This is a genomic window from Ruegeria sp. AM2 (assembly GCF_056540685.1).
This window is the reverse complement of the sequence record NZ_JBQFXE010000007.1, coordinates 161,690-181,955: the sequence shown is the minus strand read 5'-3', so window position 1 is coordinate 181,955 and position 20,266 is coordinate 161,690. Positions and strand designations below refer to the sequence as shown.

18 protein-coding genes are annotated in these 20,266 nt (G+C 55.4%); 7 read left to right on the top strand and 11 right to left on the bottom strand.

Going from position 1 to position 20,266, the window contains the following annotated elements; all coding sequences use genetic code 11:
* Nucleotides 1–158: 158 nt before the first annotated feature.
* Nucleotides 159–1,244, bottom strand: coding sequence for a ParB/RepB/Spo0J family partition protein (locus ACR0CR_RS14325; RefSeq protein WP_480600155.1), 1,086 nt, complete (start codon nucleotides 1,242–1,244; stop codon nucleotides 159–161).
* A gap of 14 nt (nucleotides 1,245–1,258) precedes the next feature.
* On the bottom strand, nucleotides 1,259–2,566 hold the full coding sequence (locus ACR0CR_RS14320; protein WP_480600153.1) for an AAA family ATPase: 1,308 nt from the start codon (nucleotides 2,564–2,566) through the stop codon (nucleotides 1,259–1,261).
* Between the two features lie 469 nt (nucleotides 2,567–3,035).
* On the opposite strand from ACR0CR_RS14320, the gene ACR0CR_RS14315 reads away from it, so the two are divergent.
* Nucleotides 3,036–3,719 carry a DnaA N-terminal domain-containing protein gene (locus ACR0CR_RS14315; RefSeq protein WP_480600151.1) on the top strand — a complete coding sequence of 228 codons (684 nt, stop codon included), beginning with the start codon at nucleotides 3,036–3,038 and terminating at the stop codon, nucleotides 3,717–3,719.
* A 238-nt stretch (nucleotides 3,720–3,957) separates the two neighbouring features.
* Nucleotides 3,958–4,572, top strand: coding sequence for an N-acetyltransferase family protein (locus ACR0CR_RS14310; RefSeq protein WP_480600149.1), 615 nt, complete (start codon nucleotides 3,958–3,960; stop codon nucleotides 4,570–4,572).
* A 35-nt stretch (nucleotides 4,573–4,607) separates the two neighbouring features.
* Here ACR0CR_RS14310 and ACR0CR_RS14305 read toward each other — a convergent pair whose 3' ends face one another.
* Complete coding sequence (locus ACR0CR_RS14305) at nucleotides 4,608–5,627, bottom strand: helix-turn-helix transcriptional regulator (RefSeq protein WP_480600147.1); 1,020 nt, start codon at nucleotides 5,625–5,627, stop codon at nucleotides 4,608–4,610.
* 256 nt (nucleotides 5,628–5,883) lie between these two features.
* Here ACR0CR_RS14305 and ACR0CR_RS14300 point away from each other — a divergent pair, with 256 nt between their 5' ends.
* Nucleotides 5,884–6,120 (top strand): DUF6489 family protein, encoded by a 237-nt coding sequence (locus tag ACR0CR_RS14300; protein WP_480600145.1) that lies wholly within the window; start codon nucleotides 5,884–5,886, stop codon nucleotides 6,118–6,120.
* A 201-nt stretch (nucleotides 6,121–6,321) separates the two neighbouring features.
* Nucleotides 6,322–6,762, top strand: a complete 441-nt coding sequence (locus ACR0CR_RS14295; RefSeq protein WP_480600143.1) for a phasin family protein — start codon at nucleotides 6,322–6,324, stop codon at nucleotides 6,760–6,762.
* Nucleotides 6,763–6,923: 161 nt separating this feature from the next.
* On the opposite strand, the gene ACR0CR_RS14290 is transcribed toward ACR0CR_RS14295, so the two are convergent.
* Genes ACR0CR_RS14290 through ACR0CR_RS14270 form a run of 5 tightly spaced genes read right to left on the bottom strand, consistent with a single transcriptional unit; the run spans nucleotide 6,924 to nucleotide 12,765 of the window.
* Nucleotides 6,924–8,147 carry a DUF445 domain-containing protein gene (locus tag ACR0CR_RS14290; RefSeq protein ID WP_480600141.1) on the bottom strand — a complete coding sequence of 408 codons (1,224 nt, stop codon included), beginning with the start codon at nucleotides 8,145–8,147 and terminating at the stop codon, nucleotides 6,924–6,926.
* Nucleotides 8,148–8,159: 12 nt separating this feature from the next.
* On the bottom strand, nucleotides 8,160–8,990 hold the full coding sequence (locus ACR0CR_RS14285; protein WP_480600139.1) for an alpha/beta fold hydrolase: 831 nt from the start codon (nucleotides 8,988–8,990) through the stop codon (nucleotides 8,160–8,162).
* A complete protein-coding gene (locus tag ACR0CR_RS14280) occupies nucleotides 8,987–10,624 on the bottom strand; it encodes a PHA/PHB synthase family protein (protein WP_480600137.1) in 1,638 nt (545 codons plus the stop codon). Before ACR0CR_RS14280 ends, ACR0CR_RS14285 begins: the two co-directional genes overlap by 4 nt.
* A gap of 26 nt (nucleotides 10,625–10,650) precedes the next feature.
* Entirely contained in the window at nucleotides 10,651–11,130 is a 480-nt protein-coding gene (locus ACR0CR_RS14275) for a MaoC family dehydratase (RefSeq protein ID WP_480600135.1), read from the bottom strand.
* A 3-nt stretch (nucleotides 11,131–11,133) separates the two neighbouring features.
* A complete protein-coding gene (locus ACR0CR_RS14270; protein ID WP_480600133.1) occupies nucleotides 11,134–12,765 on the bottom strand; it encodes an AMP-binding protein in 1,632 nt (543 codons plus the stop codon).
* A gap of 465 nt (nucleotides 12,766–13,230) precedes the next feature.
* Between ACR0CR_RS14270 and ACR0CR_RS14265 the strand changes: the two genes are divergently transcribed.
* The 3 genes from ACR0CR_RS14265 to ACR0CR_RS14255 all read left to right on the top strand — a co-directional run bounded on the left by ACR0CR_RS14265 (nucleotide 13,231) and on the right by ACR0CR_RS14255 (nucleotide 16,664).
* A complete protein-coding gene (locus ACR0CR_RS14265) occupies nucleotides 13,231–14,856 on the top strand; it encodes an AMP-binding protein (protein WP_480600131.1) in 1,626 nt (541 codons plus the stop codon).
* 83 nt (nucleotides 14,857–14,939) lie between these two features.
* The gene (locus ACR0CR_RS14260) at nucleotides 14,940–15,854 is read left to right on the top strand and encodes a LysR family transcriptional regulator (RefSeq protein WP_480600129.1); all 915 of its coding nucleotides are present in this window, start codon (nucleotides 14,940–14,942) and stop codon (nucleotides 15,852–15,854) included.
* 105 nt (nucleotides 15,855–15,959) lie between these two features.
* Entirely contained in the window at nucleotides 15,960–16,664 is a 705-nt protein-coding gene (locus ACR0CR_RS14255) for an NAD(P)H-dependent oxidoreductase (RefSeq protein ID WP_480600127.1), read from the top strand.
* A 93-nt stretch (nucleotides 16,665–16,757) separates the two neighbouring features.
* Here ACR0CR_RS14255 and ACR0CR_RS14250 read toward each other — a convergent pair whose 3' ends face one another.
* The 3 genes from ACR0CR_RS14250 to ACR0CR_RS14240 are packed head-to-tail and all read right to left on the bottom strand — an operon-like array spanning nucleotide 16,758 to nucleotide 20,265.
* A complete protein-coding gene (locus ACR0CR_RS14250) occupies nucleotides 16,758–17,600 on the bottom strand; it encodes a fumarylacetoacetate hydrolase family protein (protein ID WP_480600125.1) in 843 nt (280 codons plus the stop codon).
* A 37-nt stretch (nucleotides 17,601–17,637) separates the two neighbouring features.
* The gene (locus ACR0CR_RS14245) at nucleotides 17,638–19,140 is read right to left on the bottom strand and encodes an aldehyde dehydrogenase (NADP(+)) (RefSeq protein WP_480600165.1); all 1,503 of its coding nucleotides are present in this window, start codon (nucleotides 19,138–19,140) and stop codon (nucleotides 17,638–17,640) included.
* A 12-nt stretch (nucleotides 19,141–19,152) separates the two neighbouring features.
* Entirely contained in the window at nucleotides 19,153–20,265 is a 1,113-nt protein-coding gene (locus ACR0CR_RS14240; protein ID WP_480600123.1) for a fumarylacetoacetate hydrolase family protein, read from the bottom strand.
* Nucleotide 20,266: the final 1 nt, after the last annotated feature.

Sequence of the window (20,266 nt, the reverse complement as noted above, 5' to 3'; positions counted from 1 at the left end):
CCTCTCGCTGCACCGCTCCATGGCCCAGGCGCAGAAATACTATGATGACGTCGATATCGCAGAAAATCCGGTCACGAATCTATTGGGGTGAAACCCCAAAAAAACGCAGGAGATATCTCCGGCGCACCTGTACTGGCCACAATTCGAACCGCTTGACCTTACCCTTGGGTAAGATCATCTTCTTCTCGAAGACCATCAATGAGCGAAGCAATCGCTGCTTCCAACTTGCCCCTATCCACCCGCGTAAAATCCAAGTCATACCTCAGCTCGAGCCGCCCACTAGAGGCCGAGCACTTAGCAATCCCTGCCCTACCCGGCACTTGAAAGGTTGTCTTTGCGCGCCGCGGCTTGGTCGAACTTTCCATTTTCACCTTTCCCGAGGCACCCGCAGACGAAGCTAGAAAACTGCGCAAAACCGCAACTTCTCGGGCGCTGTCCCGCTCGGGCTCGGCGAGCAGCGCTGTCTTCACGCGGTGTGTAAGACCAGGATCCGCGTCAATTCTGCGCTTCAGTTCCACCCCGACATTTCGAGGAATGTCATTGGGAAATAGCAGCGCCGCATCCAAGGCGGCCAGCAGACTGGCAAAGGCGCGAATATAGCTGCGCTTGGTATAGCTTGCTGACTTGAAAAGAATCGAGACGGCCTTGTCCACATCGTCGCAGCCGTTTTCCTGGTCCTCAGTGTAAGCACGGGCGAGGGTGCCCATCTCGGCGAACGAGATGTCCTTTCGGATCAGGTTCTCATCGACCATTCGCCGATAGCTGTCATCCAAGGTAGCAGCCTCAGAAACACCTGCTGGAATCGCAGAGAACACAACATCACCCGTTTCCTCGTAAAGCGCCTTATAGGCCGACAGACGACGCATACCTTGGATGAGATCAAACCGCCCATCTGGCCGACGTTCAACACGGATTGGATTGGACAACCCGATTTCGTGAATTGAAAGCTTCAACTCTTCCAACTCCGGATCTGTGCCCGGCGTCCTGTCACGGGTCAGTTTTTCCGTCACGACATCCCCTAACGGGACTTTTTGAGTGACCAACCCTTCGGACCGCAATTTGACGTATTCATGCGCCAGACGATCATTTTCCAAGCGGATTGCATCCTCGGTTGTCTGCTGATCGCGCAAAGCCCCGGCGTTTTCCGAAATTGCCGCAGCCATCGGCCCCCGGCGACGGTCCGTTGCACCATCCTCTGCGGCCTGAGGAGTCTGGTCGATGGCTGCCAAGTCTATATCAAACATTCTGCGCTTGCGGCTCATGTCTCATCCTCCAGTTTGTCCCAGGCCGACAACATCACCTCTCGAAATTCCTCATAAACGTTGTCAAATGTCGACCGCGCCCGACGCCAGGTTTCTCGTGTCATCTCTCTATAGTCCATTTCGTAAACCGAACTCAGGAAGCGGCCCGATTGCTCGACAGCGCGGGTCATCTCAACGGGATGCTCTGCAACGTTCTCACTGAACACCTTGCGAAAGGCGTCGAACATAGCGATGTGCAACGCATTCCCCGGCTCGTAGCGAGTCAGGAGAAAGCGCAGTTCCCTGAACACTTTCGGCAGTCCGATTTTACCCGTGGGTAAGGTTTTGTCGAAACCGTAAGCCAAGTCTTCTAGCGCTTCAGCAAGCTGCCCGATGAACGACGTAGTGGAATCATATTCCCAATACCCCGGGCCGGAAGGGATATATAACATATCCGCAGCGAAGACCGCATTCATGGACTGGTAGCCAATCGCGGGAGGGCAATCGAAAATAATCAGGTCATATGCATCATCTGGAATCTGGTCCAAATAACGAGAGACCGCAGCAAAGAACGACCACTCGGGGTTAAGGTGGCGGTATTGCGCGGATGCAAATTCAACGAACGCCGCGTTGGCGCAGGACGGGATCACATCAATCGTGGACCAGGATGTCTGCTTGATGAAGTCCGAAATCCGCAAATCACCAAGACCCATATCCGTTATGGACGGCGGCAATTCACGGCGGGGCAGGGCGGTTCCGGATTCAGCCGCCGAAGGTCGGCTGTTCATACGCTCGGTTTCTCGTATGAGGTCCCGCGCCATAATGCCCCAAACCGTAAAGTCCTCGGCAATATCCGTAAGACCCATCGAATGACTGAGCGTCGCCTGTGGGTCAAAATCGACGACCAATACCCGATACCCATCCAGCGCCGCGGCATGCGCCAGATGCAGCGCAACCGTGGATTTCCCGGCTCCGCCCTTGAAGTTTGCAACCGCCGCCCGAACCGCTCGCTTGCCAATCGGGCGCGGCGGCATAAGCGACTGTCGGTTTACCTTTAGACGCCGCCGGAGCTCATTGACCTCTTCAAGGCTAAACCAGCGCTGCCGACCGTCAGGCTCCACCTCGCCGCCTGGCAAAGACGGATCCGCGGCCAGCTTGCCGCGAAAGGTCGACTGATTGACCCGAAAAATCAATTCGGACACTTCCCAGCTTGAAAAGCGACGAAGCGTCTTCTCTTTCTCTGGACTAAAGGTTTGCTGCCGAATCCATCCCTGCAACTTGAGGGATTGGTTGCGCATCGCATTCAGGTCTTCGTGTGTGTACATGCCTCAACTCACATTATTGGTGGACGTTAAATTCGCCCTATTCGCTTTTTACGACCGATTTGCATTTATAGCAAAAGAAAATATTATCCCATGGAGACATTACCCGTGGGTAAGAAAACAAGGCTACTGACCCGGCTTCTTCCCATGGTCGCGATTCGGACGAGAAAGCCTGCTACAGTGGTGCCGATCACGATAATTAGGGGGACAGAAGCACAGCCCACACAGGATATAGGGGGGGGCAACTCTCGCACTTACGGGGACAGACAGAATGTCCCCCCTCACCAATGATTCACCAAATTCATTAAATGAAAAACAGGGTCTGGAACGTAAACCCGCGCTCCTGTCGAAGACCTCTTGACAGAATCGAAGTCTTGGACGCTAATCAGGGAAGAATTTGGAAAAGCGTTGCCAAAGACGCGAAAACGGCGGTTTAATACCGTCAGAGGCAGACAGAGCAGTGAGGACACGGATGCAGCTTGCAAAGACTGTGGGCCGGAATGCGTCGGTTCTGAAGTACGATATCTTATCGGCTTTGGTCGTTCACGCATTATCAGGCGACAAACACCAACAGCGAAGTGTTCTTCGTGTTATTGCCCTGATTACGACCCGCTACAATTGGCGTGGCAATGAGTTGTCCATTGGGCGCGAAGAAATCGCCCGACTTTGGTCGGTCAACGAGCGGACAGTAAAGCGGGAAATGGCCAAGCTGAAGGCGTTGGGGTGGATTTCGGTCAAACGGGCCGCTGTTCGTGGGCGTGTGGCGGTGTACGAATTCGACTTTAAGCAGGTCTTGTTGGACACGTCAGATGCTTGGCCTATCATCGGGACGGACTTTCAAGACCGGATGAAGCAGAACCCTGATGCGGAAAACAACGTTGTGCCATTTCAGTCCAAACAGATCCCGGCCCCACCGGGTGGCGATGACCTTTGGAGCGAAGTCCAAGCTATTCTGCACGCACGAGATCCCGAGCTTTGGTCCAGCTGGTTTCAACACTTGTCCGAGGCCGAAAGGGTAGGGGGCCGGGTGACTTTGCTGGCGCCATCTCGTTTCATGGCAGACTACATTTCGCAGAAATGGGCCGGTCAGGTGCTCGCCGCGTATGCGCGCCTGGACCCCGCAGTGCGTTCAATCCGCATCGAGGCTGCCGGATAGTCATGGCTCGCAAATCCCCAAAATCGTCGAATCCGGCGCAGATGAACGACAACAGGAGACAAACACTACGACACAGTGAAACCGCAGCCAATTTGTGTTAATGACGCCACGAAAAACTTGAACGGCTCGATTGCATCCTAGGTATGTGCTGATCAATGGAAAAACGGATCACCCAGACCGCATCAGACCACGAGCATTTGGGAATCCCCGTCAAGCGTCACAATATGCGAGTATCAAGATGGCTAGTTCAATTGAATGGTGTGAAAACGAGTGCGCGTATCGGGCAGCGTTGGACAATGGCCACCGCATTTTGGTGCGCCCCATTAAGGCCTCGGACAAGCCGCTGATCGCAAAAGCCATCCACGACCTTTCAGACCAGTCGAGGTACTTTCGGTTCTTTGCGGGCTTCTCGGATGCGCCGGACTCGGTTCTTGACCTCTTAGCGAGCGTGGACGGAGTCAAACACATCGCTTGGGGTGCACTGGACGCCGAGGCCGGCGGTGAGCGCCCGATCGCGGCGGTTCATGCTATTCGTGGCACCGAGGACGAAGAAGATGTTGAAATTTCGACGACCGTGCTGGACGAGTTCCACGGCCTCGGGATCTCGCACGTGCTGTTAGCGGCAACCACGTTCGATTGCATTAATCAGGGTGTGAAGCTGGCCCATGCCGAAGTTTTGCCAGTGAACTTCAAGGCACAAGCTTTGTTTAACGGGTTGGGCGCGGAACTTGAACACAACGGGGATGTTCTACACTTCCGAATGCACTTGGATGCATTGCTTGCCAAAATTGAATCCAAGGCGCATCCGGACTCGTTGGCAGATTTTATGCAAACTTTGCGCGATTCTTCCTAGGGTACACGCTCAGGTTCTTGATGGGTGGATGCGGGTCAGACCGACACTCTGAAGTTCTTTGGCGTGCTGCCAGTCCACCGCCGAAATGCACGAACAAAGCTGGCAGTTTCCGAGAACCCAAGGACATGCGCAATTTCTTCGGTGCTGAGATCGGCCTTGCGCAGATATTTCAAGGCAAGCTCGGTTCGAACGCCATCGACAATTTCACTGAACGTGGTCTCTTCCCGCTTAAGGTGTCTGCGCAGGGTTCTACTGGTCAGCCCGAGATGGTTGGAGACCGATTCCATATTATCAGAAAATGCAGCGTTTTGGATCAAAGCCCGCTTGACTTGCCCCGTGACACCATCCTGCTGCGTCAGTTCTGTTAGTTCGGTCTCACAGATGCGAACCACCTGTTTGAAGGTCAATTGGTTGCCGAGTTCAAGCCTTTGCTCCATCAAGTCGGTTGGGACATGAAAGCAGTTTCCGGGCGCAACATATTTGATCCGGGCGGCCGCATCCGGTGGCAGCAGATATTTGCTGCCCTCATCGTAGCGCACCTGGATCAAAGGAGAGTGAAATTCGGCACCAACGACATCTTTATGCAGGGAATTGTAAATTCCGATCTGCAGGTTGACGAGAAAGGCATAGAAGTCACGATCCGCCATCGCATCCGGGGTCGGTTCAAACTCCCAACCCTCGGAACCTTGATTGAAATTGAAGTTCATATTTGCTGTCGGTGCCGCGAGAAAATGGAACTTTTGGGCGAATTCCACTGTTTCCCGGTAATTCACGCTGCATAACACCGCATAGCCATACAATCCGTAGGACGAGATGTGCAGGTTTTGTCCAATTTCATAAGCCAGATGCGGGTGCCAGAACTTTTCGGAGATATTCTTAAACGCCTGGATAATCTGCCCCGCAGAAACACGCAGATCAAGGTCTGGAAGCTGGTCACGTTCCAGGCCAGTTTTTGGAAAGACATGCGATGTCTCAATGTCGCGGCGATCCAGTGCTTCTAAAGCTGCTTGCAGCTTTGCTGTGTTGTAAATTCTGTCTTGCAACGTTCCTCCCAAAACGTTTTTTGTGCTGGGCCGTGGCTGAAGTGGCCTCAATTGTCACCTATTATGTCCCGTTGGGCCATAAGTATACAAGACTTCAGATTGTATCTTCTAGTCTAGACCATTGGGAATACCCGGAAATCTTGACTGACAGCGTGCCGGTTGGCTTTGTGCAAAAGCGGCAGCGATCAAGCGCTGGTTTTTTGGCAATTTCCGGATCGATGCGTGTATGATTGAGCCGACAAGACAACCAAAATGGGAGGAATTGAACGTGAAGGTAAGTATCGATGTTGAGATGACGCCTGCCGAACTTCGGGATTCTCTGGGTCTACCGGATGTGAAATCAGTTCAGGACAGGTGGATTGCCAAGATGGAAGAGTCGCTAAACGATGAGATCGCAAAGATGTCCCCAGAAGCTCTGGCGCAGAAATGGGCGGGTGCGTTGGTGCCCAACACGGATTTGTTGAACATGATTCTCAAAATGGTACCTGGGGCGGACAAGAAATAGCAGATGCGCGACCTGGTTTCCTGTTTCGTGACCTAACGTAAATTCGGCTGTACAAAAGGGGTCGCAGATAAAGTATTGAAACTGCTAAATTATATGCTTGGCCATCGTTTGCTGCAGTGCAGCAAAAATTTATTGCAATGCAGCATTGTATAACCTTATATTCGGCTCGTCACTGCAAACATTTTCCGAAGGAGGCCAAAAATGGCTACTACCAAAGCTGCCGCGAAGGCACCCGCTGCTGAAGAAAACAACGTCACTGCAATGGTTCAGTCGATCGCGAACTCGTACCAGGACGTTACCAAGAACTTCAAAGGCTACGGCGAAAACCTGGGTCAGTACGGCTCGGTTGCGAACGAAACCATTCGTAAGACATTTGACGGCGTCGTTGCATTTGACCGCGCCCTGATGAACTTTATGCGCGCCAACCTGGACAACACTGTTGAGCACGGCCGCAATATCGTCAAAGCCCCGAGCATTGCGAATGTTGCTGAGCAGCACCAGGCGTTCATCACCAAGCAGATCGAAGCCGTCAGCGGCCAGATCAAAGACCTGAGCAACATCGCGGAAGAGCAAAGCAAAGCCGCTTTGGCACCGCTGTTCAGCGCTGTTGACGAAGCTGTCGCAAAAGCTGACAAGAAGTAATCGACAGCGGTCAAATCCCTGTTGAGGACCCCGGTGTTTTCCGACGCCGGGGTTTTTCTTTTGGTCGGGTTGCGGCGCAGTTGAACCGAATATCAGCGTCGACTGTCACTATCGCTGCCCACATGTTTGGATGAAACGCCCCGGACAGAATACCGGACGTGTCAGCCGATCAAGTGCTCGACCGAGAACAGAATGCCACCGATTGCAAACCCCAGCAACGCGCCGTTGATCCGAATGAACTGCAGGTCTCTGCCGGCCTCGGTTTCAAATCGTTCTACCAGCAGGTCAGGATCCCATTCCGCGATTGTCTGAGCCACAAAGGCACCGACATGGGGGCGTATCTCGGGGATCATTTTGGCAACGAAATCCGCAATTGCCGCGTCGATTCTGCACTGCAGGTCTTCATCGCGGGATAGCTTTTCGGCGGCGCGGCGAAGCGCACCTTGAATCGCATGGGTAACATCGCTGCTTTCCAGATAATCTGCCAGTCGGATCGTCAGAGAGCGGATGAGGCCGCGCAGGTTTTCATCAAAGTGATCAGCCTCTACATAATCAGCGACCGAACTTTCGACGATTTGCTGCAAGCGTTCGGTCTTGGCGAAATCCTGCACCACATGGGCGGTTGCGTCTTCGAAATCCGCCCGCAGCGTGCTGTCGGGTTGTGCCAGATTGTCCAGAACCGACAACAAACCGTTTACGATCATTTCCGATGCGTTTCTGTCCACGCGTGACGCGATCCACCAACGGCTGTGCTCGCGGACCAACCGCTCGACGGCAGGGCGGTTTTCCTGAACCGTTTCGCGCATGAACGAGATGATCTCGGTCAGTGTTTCGCCCTTCAGCCCATGTTGCAGAAGATTCGAAACCTCATGCGCGACATTGGGGTTTTCGGCGGCCTCTTTGGTGAGTTTGCGCGTCAGTTTGGCCAATGCACTGAACACGTTGTCTGGCAAGTCCGCGCGCAGGACTTGGGCGAGCGCGCCGAGCATCCGCTCGACGACGTATTCCGATTGCCCTTCGCGCAGCAGCCATTGAGCAATCTGCTTGGACACGGCGCTATTGCGTAGTTTTGACAGGATCAGATCGGGTTTCAGAAAATTCTCTTCTATGAACCGCCCGACATTGATGGCAACACGTTGCTGATTGCGCGGCAGCAAGGCTGTGTGTGGAATGGGTAACCCCAACGGATGACGGAACAGCGCCACGACAGCAAACCAATCAGCCAAAGCGCCCACAATGCCCGCACCAGCTGCCGCTCGCAGCAATTTCACCGGCCAATTGGCATCCGGGGTCAGAAACGTGGCCAAATAAACCGAAACAAGAACGATCAGCGTTCCCGTTGCGAATTTTCGCATTGTCGGCAGGTCCAAATCGCGCTGTCCCATGACGGGCTGCCCTTAGTGGCCTTCGAAAATAAACCGTTCCACTCGTTGCGCGGTTTGTTCCGGCATAGTGACCATGAACAGATGTCCACAGGGTAGGACCTCAAGCTTGCCGCGGGCAAGGCGACTAGCCAATATGCGCCCGTTGGCAACCGGCACAATCGGATCATCTTCGCCCATCAACACCAAAGACGGCATCTTCAACTTGGGCAGATAGTGCCAGCTGGTCCATCCGATGATAGCCGAGAGCTGATACATGTATCCGATCGGAGTGCCGTGGTCCAAGGCTTCAGAAAATTCGCGCATCAATTCCTCTTGCACGGCAACGGTGCCGCCATACAGGTGGATCGCGTTCTTCAGCATGAAAGTGGGGTCGCTGTGGCGTTTGGGGGTCACCATTTTCAACAGCGTTTTGGGTGACCCGGGGATCATGATTGCTCCGGCGGCGGTTGCCGCCAAGGTCAGCGACAGGACGCGATGCTGATACAAATGAGCAAATTGCTGGGCCGCGCCACCGCCCCAGGACACGCCAAACACATGCACTTTATCAATCTTCAACTGGTTCAGAAGGCTCGCGGCCATGTCAGCGACAAGCGATATGCGATAGGGCAGGGTCGGCGTCGGGGTGCCGCCAACGCCCGGGGCATCAAACAAAATGACCCGGACATTTTCAAAACTGCTAATGAACCGTTCGGCGCTTTCGATATTTGCACCAATGCCGTTAAATAGCAAAAGTGTATGCTCTGCCGTTTCCGGATGATAATCCGCATACCGAACCGGGCGTCCCCAGACGCTGGCCGTTGTGATTTTAACCCGCGTTTGTTCTGTCACCGGTGCTGTTCTCATGCGTTTCCTGCTTCTTGATGAACATAGGTTCCCGGAGACGCGCAGATCGCCGGAAATTCTTTATTCCCTGTCGATTTAGGGGCCGTCTTTTCCTTCCCTGAGCGTTCGGTCATCCATTCAACCCAGTGCAACCACCATGTGCCTTCAACTTCAGTGCTCTTTTCAAGGTAGGTTTCGGTCTCTTTCGGCGGGTTTTCCATGCGGCGGAACTTGGCCTTGCGGTTGCTTGGTGGGTTCACGATTGCCTGGATGTGACCGCTGGAACTTAGGATGAACTCTGTATTCCCACCCAGCATGTTGACGGTGCGATAGCAGCCTTCCCACGGGGTGATGTGGTCGGTCGTGCCGCCCAGAACATAAGAATCACAGGTGACTTTGGACAGATCGGCCTTTTCGCCGAGAACCATGGCAGTGCCAGATTCCAGCCCGTTTTCCTCCAGCAAGTCCATATAGTCGTTGTGCAGGCCGGCCGACATATTGGTGGTGTCGTCATTCCAGAACAAGATGTCGAAGGCAGGCGGGTTCTGACCCATCAGATAGTTGTTAATCCAATAGGCCCAGATCAGATCGTTTGGCCGCAACCACGCAAAAACCTTAGCCAGATCATCACCTTCGATCACGCCTCTGGTACGAGAGATCGTTTTGGCCAGCGACAGGATTTCCATGTTGGCAAATAGGCCCATCGAGGTGTTCGCCGCCCCTTCCGTGTCCAGGATAGTCACCAGGAATGTGGCGCTGGCCGCACGGTCGATGCCCTTTGCTGCCCAATAGCTCAGCAACATGGACATGGTGATCCCGCCCGAGCATGCACCAGCGATATGTACCTTGGGCGAACCGCTGATCTTGGTGACAATTTCGGACGCCTGATCCAAAGACTGCACATAGTCATCCAGCCCGTAATCTGCGTCTTGGGGGCCAGGGTTGCGCCAGGACACGATAAAGACCGTAAAACCCTGCTTCACGAGGAATTCGACCAAGCTGCGCTCGGGCGAAAGGTCCCAGACATAGAACTTGTTGATTTGCGGCGGCACGATCAGGATCGGCGTGCCTTTGACCTTATCTGTCTGGGGCGCATACTGAATCAATTCACGCAACTCATCGCGGTGAATCACATCCCCTTCGGAGATCCCAAGGTTCCCGCCCACTTTGAATTTGGATCGGTCTACCGAGGACGGCATGCCGCCGTTGTTGACGATATCGTCAACCAGATTGCGCATGCCCGCAACGATGTTCTCACCGCCGGTCTCCAGCGTTTTTTTCATGGCAGAAGGGTTGCCCATCAGAACATTGGTTGGCGACCATGTGTCCAGAAAAGTGCCAGTCAGCAACTTCATGCGTTCGGTGTCGCGATGGTCCAGATCTAGGTCGTCGATCCATTGCATCGTGTTCTGGCACCAGGCCATGTAGCTTTGCTTGAGCGCGCGATACGCCGGATTGCTTTCCCAAACCGGATCCGCAAATCGCTTGTCGCGGGTCTCGTCCTGTGACGGGCTCATGCCGCTGAAAATACCGAACATCTGATTTCCGGTATTCATGCCCATGCGCATCAGCTCCATGGGGTGTTTCGCCATGGCACTGTAGAATTTCGAGATCGAACCGGCGAATCCGTCGTCCTTGGTGTCTTTATCGGTCATATCGGTATTCTCCTGTCCGTGGAGTATCAGGTAAAGGCCATTGCAAGCGATTCTGCGATCAGGGCAGGGCTGTCAGCCCCGACGACCTGCGCCGTCACCGTCGAGCGGATAAGAATGCGACCACCCTCTTTGCGCTCGACGCTCGACAGAACCGCCGATACCTCGACATCAGCTCCGCTGGGAACCGGTGCCAGAAAGCGCACCTTGTCCAGACCATAGTTCATAACGCCTTTGCTACCCTCGGGGACGATGCCCAAATCCATCTGTGCCGCCGCCAGCAGCGAAAGGGTCAAATAGCCGTGCGCAATCGGGCCGCCGAAAGGGCTGTGCTTGGTGGCGCGTTCAACGTCGACGTGAATCCATTGCTGGTCGCCGGTGATATCGGCAAAACCTTGAATGCGCGCCTGATCCACAGTTACGGGGTCGCTGGGGCCGAATACTCGGCCCACATGCTCTTCAATGTTTGCTACGGTGTAGCTTGGTGGAAAGGTTTTTCCGTCACTCATAGCTTACAGCCCCCTCAGGTCTTTCCGTAGGATTTTACCCACCGTGGATTTCGGCAGTTCGTCCAGGAACTTGATCTGTTTGGGAACTTTATACCCTGCCAGACCCTTGCGGCAATGTTCGATCACCTGCTCGGACGTAAGGTCAGCACCGTCCGCCACACTGATGAACAATCGGATTGCCTCTCCGGTTTTCTCGTCCGGCACGCCAACCGCGGCCACTTCGGCCACCTCATCCAGCATGGCAACATGTGCTTCGATCTCGTTGGGGTAGACGTTGAAACCCGAGACCAGAACCATGTCTTTCTTGCGGTCCACGATCTTGATCAGACCTTTCTCGTCGCGCACGCCGATGTCACCGGTGCGGAAATACCCGTCATCGGTAAAGTTCGACGCGGTTTCTTCCGGACGATTCCAGTAGCCTTGCATGACCTGCGGACCTTTGGCGCAGATTTCCCCTGCTTCACCGGTGCCGACCCGATTGTCCTCGTCATCCAACAGGATGATGTCGGTCGAAGGCAGCGGATAACCAACTGCGGCCGAGAAAGCATCCTGTCCCATCGGGTTCAGCGTCAGAACCGGTGAGGTTTCCGACATGCCATAGCCTTCCAGAACGTGGTGACCGGTGATCTCCTTCCAACGATTCGAGACCGCCTCTTGGACAGGAGCACCGCCGCCGATCATCGCACGATAGTTCGAGAAATCGACATTCTTTAGCTCGGGATGCGAGACCAGTCCGGCAATCAGGGTGTTCACGGCAGTCGAAACGGTGAACCCACTGTCGCGATAGGCCGAGATCAGTTGCTGCGGATCACGGGGGTTGGCAACCAGATAGTTTTTGGCACCGATCGAGCCATAGGTGATCATGTTCACCATCAGCGCGAAGATGTGATACAGCGGCAGCGGGGTCACAATGACCTCTACACCGTGGCGCATGGCTTCAGGCAGGGCGGCTTTGGTCTGCTCGGTGTTGGCCACCAGGTTGCGATGCGACAGAACGGCCGCTTTGGAAAGGCCGGTGGTGCCGCCAGTATACTGCAGGAACAGCAGATCGTCGCCGGTAATCTCTGGCGGATTGAAGTCCAGGTCTTCACCTTCGTCCAGCAGCTTGGCAAAGCTCAGTGTGTTTGCCAGACGTTCGTCAGCAGGCGGGCTGGGGATTTCAGTTGGAGACGCATCGCCCAGATCAACAGTGATCACGGTCTTGATCGGAGTGTTGTCGACAACCTCGGCCAGCGTCGGGGTCGAGCCGCCGAAGATCACGATGATCTCGGCACCTGCGTCGTTCAACTGATGCTCCAGCTCGTGCGGCGTATACATGGGGTTGACGTTTACCTGAACGCCACCGGCGCGAATGATGCCCAACATGGCAATCGGGAAGGCCAGAATATTTGGCACCATCAACGCGATGCGATCGCCCTTCTTCACGCCCAGCTTCGCTTGCAGATATGCCGCAAAATCGCGCGACAACCGGTCTACATCCGTATAGGTCAGACTGCCGCCCAAACCGACATAGGCCGTGTGCTCGGGATAGGTGAGAAAAGCCTGTTCAAACATTTCAACAACCGAGGAATAGCTGTTAGGATCAATTTCGACCCCCATGTCAGGCCAGATGACTTCAGATGTGATTTCACTCACTGATCTCTCCTCCAAAAATAATTTCAGTGTTTTCCGGAAAACCCGGATTTTCAGCCCTTACGCGCATTACGCCGGCATCATCTTTTGAATCGTTCTCTGTTCAATGTTGTTAGAGGACGAAAACTCGACATGCGGGGACATTGTCCGATAGTTACGCCACGGCCCGAGAAGTTTCGCGCTTCCAAAATGTTCGTGTTCGTCCGGAGCGCCGAGCAAGCCAGACTCGGAGATTCCTGACACTGATCCTTGTGGTGTTGCCACAATTGCACCGAATTTTCCAGCAATCAAACTGATATTAAGTTCCGCGCGACGGGGCGGGACGTCGCCCTGTCCGATCCCTTTCCTTGACGTCGGCCTCATTTCGGGGCGTTTCAGGCGGTATACGCTTTTGCGCATTTTATCCGTGCCAAACGCGGCCAAGTGAATGTAGTCTGCCCCGAAACCGCAAATTCGAGAGGTAAGGCCGTGTTGGAGAATTACGAATCGCTGGGTCCAAACGCTGCCAATTTTGTGCAGCTTTCACCCTTGTCCTTTCTGGCCAGAGCCAAGGCGCTGCACGGCGACCGGGTCGCGGTGATCTATCAGGATTTGCGGCGCAATTGGTCAGAGATCACAGATCGAACGCATGCCATCGCCAGCGGACTTCGCGCGATGGGGATCGGAAAAGGGGATACCGTATCGGTCCTGGCACCCAATATTCCCGAATTGTTCGAATTGCATTTCGCGGTTCCGCTTTCGGGCGCGGTGCTCAACACCATCAACATACGGCTTGAGGTCGAGACCATTGCCTATATCCTGGATCACGCAGATTCAAAGCTGGTGATCGTTGACCGGGAATTCATACCATTGCTGTCCGATGCCTTCGAACATATGGGTCGAACGATCCCGGTGGTCGAGATTGATGACCCCAATTTCGAGGGCACGGCAACGTTGGGTGGTAAGGACTTTGAAGACTTGGCCGCAACGGGGGTGGACCCGTCGCTCGCGTCTCTGCCCGAAAATGAATGGGACGCCATTGCGCTGAACTATACGTCCGGGACATCGGGGCGCCCGAAGGGCGTGGTGTACCATCATCGTGGGGCTTACCTGATCGCACTTGGAACCGTCGCTGCGTGGCAGATGCCACACTATCCGGTGTACCTGTCGGTTGTTCCGATGTTTCACTGCAACGGCTGGGGACATCCTTGGGTCATGGCAATCCTTGGCGGCACCTCCGTGTTCACCCGCATGCCTGCTGCCGACTTGTTGCTGGCGGCAATCCGCAAACATGGGGTGACTCATCTGGGAGCGGCACCGATCATTCTGCAGATGATGGCGGAAAGCGAAATGGCAGGGGACGCCCCTTTTGATCCGCCAATCCGTGTGCTTACGGCGGGCGCACCTCCGCCACCCACGGTTCTGGAAAAGACCAAGGCGATGGGACTGGATGTGATGCAGGTTTATGGCCTGACCGAGACTTATGGCCATATTTCCCAGTGTCTGTGGCAGGAGGAATGGGACGACAAGGATCCGGCCGAGCAGGCGCTTTTGCAGGCCCATCAAGGCATTGCCTTTCCTATGGTTGAGGCGGTGAGTGTTGTCGATGATCAAACTGGCGAAGAGGTCCCGCGCGATGGGCAGACTCAGGGCGAAATCGTCATTCGGGGCAATACGGTAATGAAAGGCTACTACAAAGACCAAAACGCAACTGAAAAGGCGTTCAAAGACGGTTGGTTCTGGTCCGGAGACGCGGCTGTCATGAAACCGGACGGGTACATCCAGATCAAGGATCGCCTGAAGGACGTGATTATCTCGGGCGGTGAAAATATTTCGTCGGTTGAAGTCGAGGCCGTCCTGTTCCGTCACCCGGCAGTTCAGGCTGCGGCAGTGGTTGCAAAGCCAGACGAGAAATGGGGCGAAGTGCCTTGTGCTTTTGTCGAACTACGACCCGGTCACCAGGTGGACGAGACTGACCTGATTGCTTTCTGCCGCGAACACTTGGCTGGGTTCAAAACGCCAAAATCCGTTGTGTTCGCGGACCTGCCAAAGACATCCACTGGAAAGATACAGAAATTTGAACTGCGCGAAGCAGCGCGTGATGATGCAGGCTGAGGTGAAGGCAAAGTAATCGTTCGTCGAATTACCAACACTAGTACAGACAGAAAGATGAAAGCGACCGTAATATTGCAAAACCGATGTCACTCGATCTGAACAATCTGCAGCTATTTGTCCGGGTGGCAACGTTGGGGGCCATTGGTCGCGCGGGTGCGGAATTTGGTTTTTCGCCCACAAACACGTCGCAGCGGATTCAGGCGCTCGAAACGGAGTTGGATGTAAAGCTGCTGAACAGAACGACACGGGCTATTTCTCTGACCCCGGACGGAGAGCTGTTCTTGGAACATGCAAAACGCATTCTCGAAGATTTGGAGGACGCGCGTACCGAATTGTCCAGAACCTCCGCATCTGTGTCAGGTCGGCTGCGCGTGACGGCGTCAGCTTCCTTTGGTCGCTCGCATATCGTTCCCTTTGTGCCCGAGTTCCTGCGCCGCTATCCGCATGTGCAATTGGATCTGAATCTGACGGACACGATCATCGACATCATCGAACAAGGCTATGATTTAGCCTTTCGGATTGGTGATCTGGGTCCTTCCAGCCTGCTGGCCCAAAAACTGGATGATGATCCCCGGATGCTGGTGGCCGCTCCGCAATATTTGGAGCAGGCAGGGATACCGCGGGTTCCGTTTGACCTGACAAATCACGCCTGTCTGACCATGAAACAGCGCGAGGTCTGGCATCTGATCGACGGCGATGAGCGCATGCACGATGTCCGTGTCTCGGGGCCGGTCACTGTTAGCCTTGGTGATGCTATCGTCGATTGGACGCTGGCGGGGCTGGGCATCGGGCGCGCATCCCTCTGGCAAACGGGTGATTATATTCGGGACGGCCGTTTGATCCCGGTGCTGCCGGGAATGCGCGCCTGGCCGGAATCGAAAATCTGGGCGGTGCGTCCGCCGGGTCGTTTGATGCACGCGCGCGTCAAAGCCTTTCTCGATTTCATGCGCGAACGCATCTTGGAAACCAACAAGGCCTGTTACGCCGACCTGATCTGAACCATTCTTTTGCCATTCGGGATAATCTTTCCCGAATTCAACAGATAGTGGCTGGTTTCAAGTTCACCTAAATGCCGCTCATCAACGAGCAGGAGCTTGATCCTAATGAAAGACATCATCGACACAGTCGACGTTCACACCCAGATCATCGACGCATTTAACTTCCGTCACGCCACAAAGGTCTTCGACCCAAACCGCAAAATCAGTGACGGTGAATTCGAAACCATCCTTGAAGCTGCACGTCTGTCTCCGACCTCATTTGGTACAGAGCCCTTCCAGCTTTTGGTTGTTCAGTCCCCGGAAAAACGCGAGCTGTTTCGCGAATTCACCTGGGGCGCGAACGGTGCCACAAATGGCACAGCAGGCCAGTTGGGAACATCCAGCCATTTCGTCATTGTATTGTCTCATACGGGCGCGACAATGAAGGCTGGGTCCGAATATCTGGACACGCACAATCGCGAGGTCAAACAATTCCCCGAAGACGCCGCTGGGTTTATCAAAGCTGCCTATACGAAGTTCCAGGAAAACGATTTCAAACTGGAAACGGACGCGCAAATTGCCGAATGGGCGGCGCGACAGTCCTACATCGTTTTGGGCAACATGATGACCGCGGGCGCGCTGATGGGTATCGATTCTTGCCCGATCGAAGGGTTTGAGATCGACAAGACCGAAGCCGTGCTGCAAGAGCATTTTGGCATCGACACATCGGTTTACAAACCTGCCGTCATGGTTGCGTTCGGATACCGTGCCGATGGTCCGATGTATCCCAAAACACGCCGTCGGATCGAAGACGTCGTTTCTTGGGCCTGAACCTTCAGATCAACGTCAGAAACGCGCACAAAAAAAGGCGCTGGCAGTTTGCATGCCAGCGCCTTTCTGTTGGGCGCGTCCGTGCATCAGCGGTTAACCCGCCACGACGTCCTGTGTTTGAACACCCAGCCCTTCGATTCCCAGCTCAATCCGATCGCCCGGTTTCAGATATGTCTGCGGGTCCTGCCCCATACCAACACCCGGGGGTGTCCCGGTTGAGATCACATCACCCGGCTGCAGAGACATGAACTGTGACAAATGCGAAATCACGGTCGCCACTCCGAAATGCATCGTCGTGGTGGACCCGTCCTGATAGCGATGTCCGTTCACTTCAAGATACATGGGCAGGTTTTGAGGGTCCGGAATTTCGTCCCTTGTCACCAGCCAAGGACCAATCGGGCCGAAGGTGTCGGCTGATTTGCCCTTGACCCATTGCCCTGAACGATGCAGCTGAAAGTCACGTTCGGACAGGTCGTTGACTACGCAATAGCCTGCGACGTGATCCAGCGCCTCGTCCTCAGAGACATATTTTGCCTCTTTGCCAATCACCACACCCAGCTCGACCTCCCAATCGGTCTTGACCGAGTTGCGTGGGATTTCGACCGTGTCATTGGGGCCCATGATGGCCGAGGTGGCTTTGAAGAAAATCACAGGCTCTTCGGGCAGTTCCATGCCGGATTCAGCTGCATGGTCGGCATAGTTGAGGCCGATGCAGATGAACTTGCCAACATTTCCGACACAGGCACCGATACGCGGTGAACCATCCACAACAGGCAGAGTTTCCGGGTTCAGACCACGCAGGATGTCCAGGCTTTTGTCCGACAATGCCTCGCCCGCGAGATCATCCACTTGACCCGACAGATCGCGGATTGCACCAGTCGCATCCAGCAATCCCGGTTTCTCCTGGCCTGCCGGGCCGTATCGCAAAAGTTTCATCCCTTATTCCTCATACTCTCGTCTCTAAAGACGTTCATCAGACCGACTCTGGCAGCAAATCCACAGGAAGATTCTGATAGCACACAGGTCGCAGGAACCGTCTGATCGACAATGTTCCAACAGATGTCGCACCGAAGTTGGTCGAGGCAGGGTAGGGGCCTCCGTGAACCATGCTGTCGCACACTTCCACGCCTGTTGGGAATCCGTTTGCCAGCAATCGTCCGGCTTTACGCTCAAGCAACGGCACGAGGCTACGCGCGGTATCCGTGTCTTCTGCATCCATCTGCAATGTACATGTCAGCTGTCCTTCGACAGATCGGGCGACTTGCAGCATCTGGTCGATGTCCCGCACCCGTACAATGATACCCGTTGGGCCAAAAACCTCTTCGTGCAGTCTGGCGTCGGCAAGCCAGTCATCACCCGAAACGACAAACAGGTTCGGCGCGGCGCAGCGCGCTGAACTTTCCATATCGACAACATGTTTCACTCCGTTTCCAGAGGCGATCTGGGCAACACCTTTTTTGTACGCATCAGCGATGCCGTCGGTCAGCATGGTCTGGCTGGCTACGGCGGAAAGGCCGGTTTCGGTTGCCGCCTGGAACGCATCCGCATCCGGACCTTCGACGATGACGGCAATTCCAGGGTTGGTGCAAAACTGACCGGCCCCCATGGTCAGAGATCCGGACCAACCCGTGCCGATCTCGGCACCCCGCGCAGCAGCGGCCTGCGGCAGTACAAACATTGGATTGACCGAGCCCAGCTCACCAAAGAACGGGATTGGCTCGTCGCGCTGTGCGCACAGATCAAACAGGGCACGCCCACCCGCCAGACTTCCGGTAAAACCAACCGCTCGGATCAAGGGATGTTGCACAAGGCGGGTGCCGACATCGCGTTTGCCGCCCTGAACCAGAGAGAAAACGCCGGGATGAGTTCCTGTCGCCTTGATTGCGGCGTCGATGGCTTGGGCCACAATCTCGCCGGTGCCTGGATGCGCCGAGTGCCCCTTGACGACAACCGGGCACCCCGCAGCCAATGCAGCAGCGGTATCGCCCCCTGCGACCGAAAAGGCCAAGGGGAAGTTCGACGCGCCGAATACTGCAACCGGACCCAACGGACGCTGGACCATGCGCAGCTCTGGGCGGGGCAAGGGCGCGCGATCGGGCAACGCAGGATCGTGGCGACGATCCAGATAATCTCCGGCCTCGATGTGATCCGCAAACAGGCGCAACTGACCTACGGTGCGTCCTCGTTCGCCCTGCAGCCGCGCTTCGGGCAGCCCGGTTTCCTGCGTGCCGATCTCGGTTATCGCATCCCCTCGCGCGTCAATTTCGTCAGCGATTTTGTGCAGCAGCGCGGCGCGTTCGGCGCGGGTGGACCAGCCGAATGAAGCAAAAGCATCCTCGGCGGCATCGACAGCAGCGTCGACAAGCGCAGCCGTGCCAATGGCAAAGTCATGGCTGGGACCGTGCGCGGGTTCAGAGGCAAAGGTGGCATCAGTGCCGACCCATTCGCCGGCGATCAGGTGTTTTCCGGTCAACATGTTCATTTTCTCTCAAATCAGCCCGCGTTGGGCGAGGTTTCGCATCAGATGAGACGCCCCAAACGTCCATTCGGGGCATTCTGTGGACAGGCGCACTGTATTGGTCAGCGCGCCAAGTTGGTCATTGGCGATGGTGACGACATCGCCAAGTTTATGAGTGAAGCCACCACCGGGCGTGTCGCGGTCCTGCGTTGGGGCAAATAGCGTGCCAAGAAACAGCATCAGCCCGTCAGGATATTGATGGTGTCGTCCGACAGTCTGCCTTACAAGGTCGGCAGGATCGCGGCTGATCTGTGACATCGACGAATTGCCATTCAATTCGAAGCCGTCCGGCCCGGTCACGGTCAGCGTCAGCTCGGCCTTACGCACATCGTCCAAGGTGAACCCACCATCGAACAACCGGATCATCGGTCCTATCGAGCAGGAGGCATTGTTGTCCTTTGCCTTGCTCAGCAACAGGGCCGAGCGTCCTTCGACGTCACGCAAGTTGACGTCATTGCCCAATGTCGCACCTTTGATTTCTCCGCGCGATGTGACGGCCAAAACCACCTCTGGTTCGGGGTTGTTCCAAGTCGAAATCGGGTGCAGCCCGATATCAGCATCATGCCCGACCGAGGATAAAACCTGCGCCTTCGAGAACACCTCGGCGTCGGGGCCGATCCCGACTTCAAGGTATTGGCTCCAGAGACCTTCGGCGATCAGCGCGTCCTTGACCTCGGCGGCGGCTTCAGATCCGGGCACGATGTTCGAGAGGCTGTCCCCGATCCGGTCTCCGATGCGCGCTCGGATCACGTCTGCCTTGGCCGGGTCGCCGGCCGCCTGTTCCTCGATCACGCGCTCGACCATGGACCCGGCAAACGTCACGCCGCAAGCTTTCACCGCCTGCAGATCGCACGGGGCAAGCCATTCATGGTCCGCTTCCAGTGGTCCGATGTTTTCGCCCTGTGCAGAGCGCACATACTCCGCCGTATCGTCGCGTTCTAGAATGTCGCGGACGGTAGGTGCTGTTTTTGAGGTGATATCGACAACCTGCCCATCGCGCAGGGTTACCACGCTGGGGCCGATCCCCGCGCATTCAACGCGGCCCAGCCACAGTCCGTTCGACTCCAATGTAGATATGGTCATT

Bases quoted from the DNA above. Each gene is read 5' to 3' on its own strand.
- ACR0CR_RS14325 (WP_480600155.1), bottom strand. From the start codon at position 1,244: ATGTTTGATATAGACTTGGCAGCCATCGACCAGACTCCTCAGGCCGCA.
- ACR0CR_RS14320 (WP_480600153.1), bottom strand. From the start codon at position 2,566: ATGTACACACACGAAGACCTGAATGCGATGCGCAACCAATCCCTCAAG.
- ACR0CR_RS14315 (WP_480600151.1), top strand. From the start codon at position 3,036: ATGCAGCTTGCAAAGACTGTGGGCCGGAATGCGTCGGTTCTGAAGTAC.
- ACR0CR_RS14310 (WP_480600149.1), top strand. From the start codon at position 3,958: ATGGCTAGTTCAATTGAATGGTGTGAAAACGAGTGCGCGTATCGGGCA.
- ACR0CR_RS14295 (WP_480600143.1), top strand. From the start codon at position 6,322: ATGGCTACTACCAAAGCTGCCGCGAAGGCACCCGCTGCTGAAGAAAAC.
- ACR0CR_RS14290 (WP_480600141.1), bottom strand. From the start codon at position 8,147: ATGGGACAGCGCGATTTGGACCTGCCGACAATGCGAAAATTCGCAACG.
- ACR0CR_RS14285 (WP_480600139.1), bottom strand. From the start codon at position 8,990: ATGAGAACAGCACCGGTGACAGAACAAACGCGGGTTAAAATCACAACG.
- ACR0CR_RS14280 (WP_480600137.1), bottom strand. From the start codon at position 10,624: ATGACCGATAAAGACACCAAGGACGACGGATTCGCCGGTTCGATCTCG.
- ACR0CR_RS14275 (WP_480600135.1), bottom strand. From the start codon at position 11,130: ATGAGTGACGGAAAAACCTTTCCACCAAGCTACACCGTAGCAAACATT.
- ACR0CR_RS14260 (WP_480600129.1), top strand. From the start codon at position 14,940: ATGTCACTCGATCTGAACAATCTGCAGCTATTTGTCCGGGTGGCAACG.
- ACR0CR_RS14255 (WP_480600127.1), top strand. From the start codon at position 15,960: ATGAAAGACATCATCGACACAGTCGACGTTCACACCCAGATCATCGAC.
- ACR0CR_RS14250 (WP_480600125.1), bottom strand. From the start codon at position 17,600: ATGAAACTTTTGCGATACGGCCCGGCAGGCCAGGAGAAACCGGGATTG.
- ACR0CR_RS14245 (WP_480600165.1), bottom strand. From the start codon at position 19,140: ATGTTGACCGGAAAACACCTGATCGCCGGCGAATGGGTCGGCACTGAT.
- ACR0CR_RS14240 (WP_480600123.1), bottom strand. From the start codon at position 20,265: ATGACCATATCTACATTGGAGTCGAACGGACTGTGGCTGGGCCGCGTT.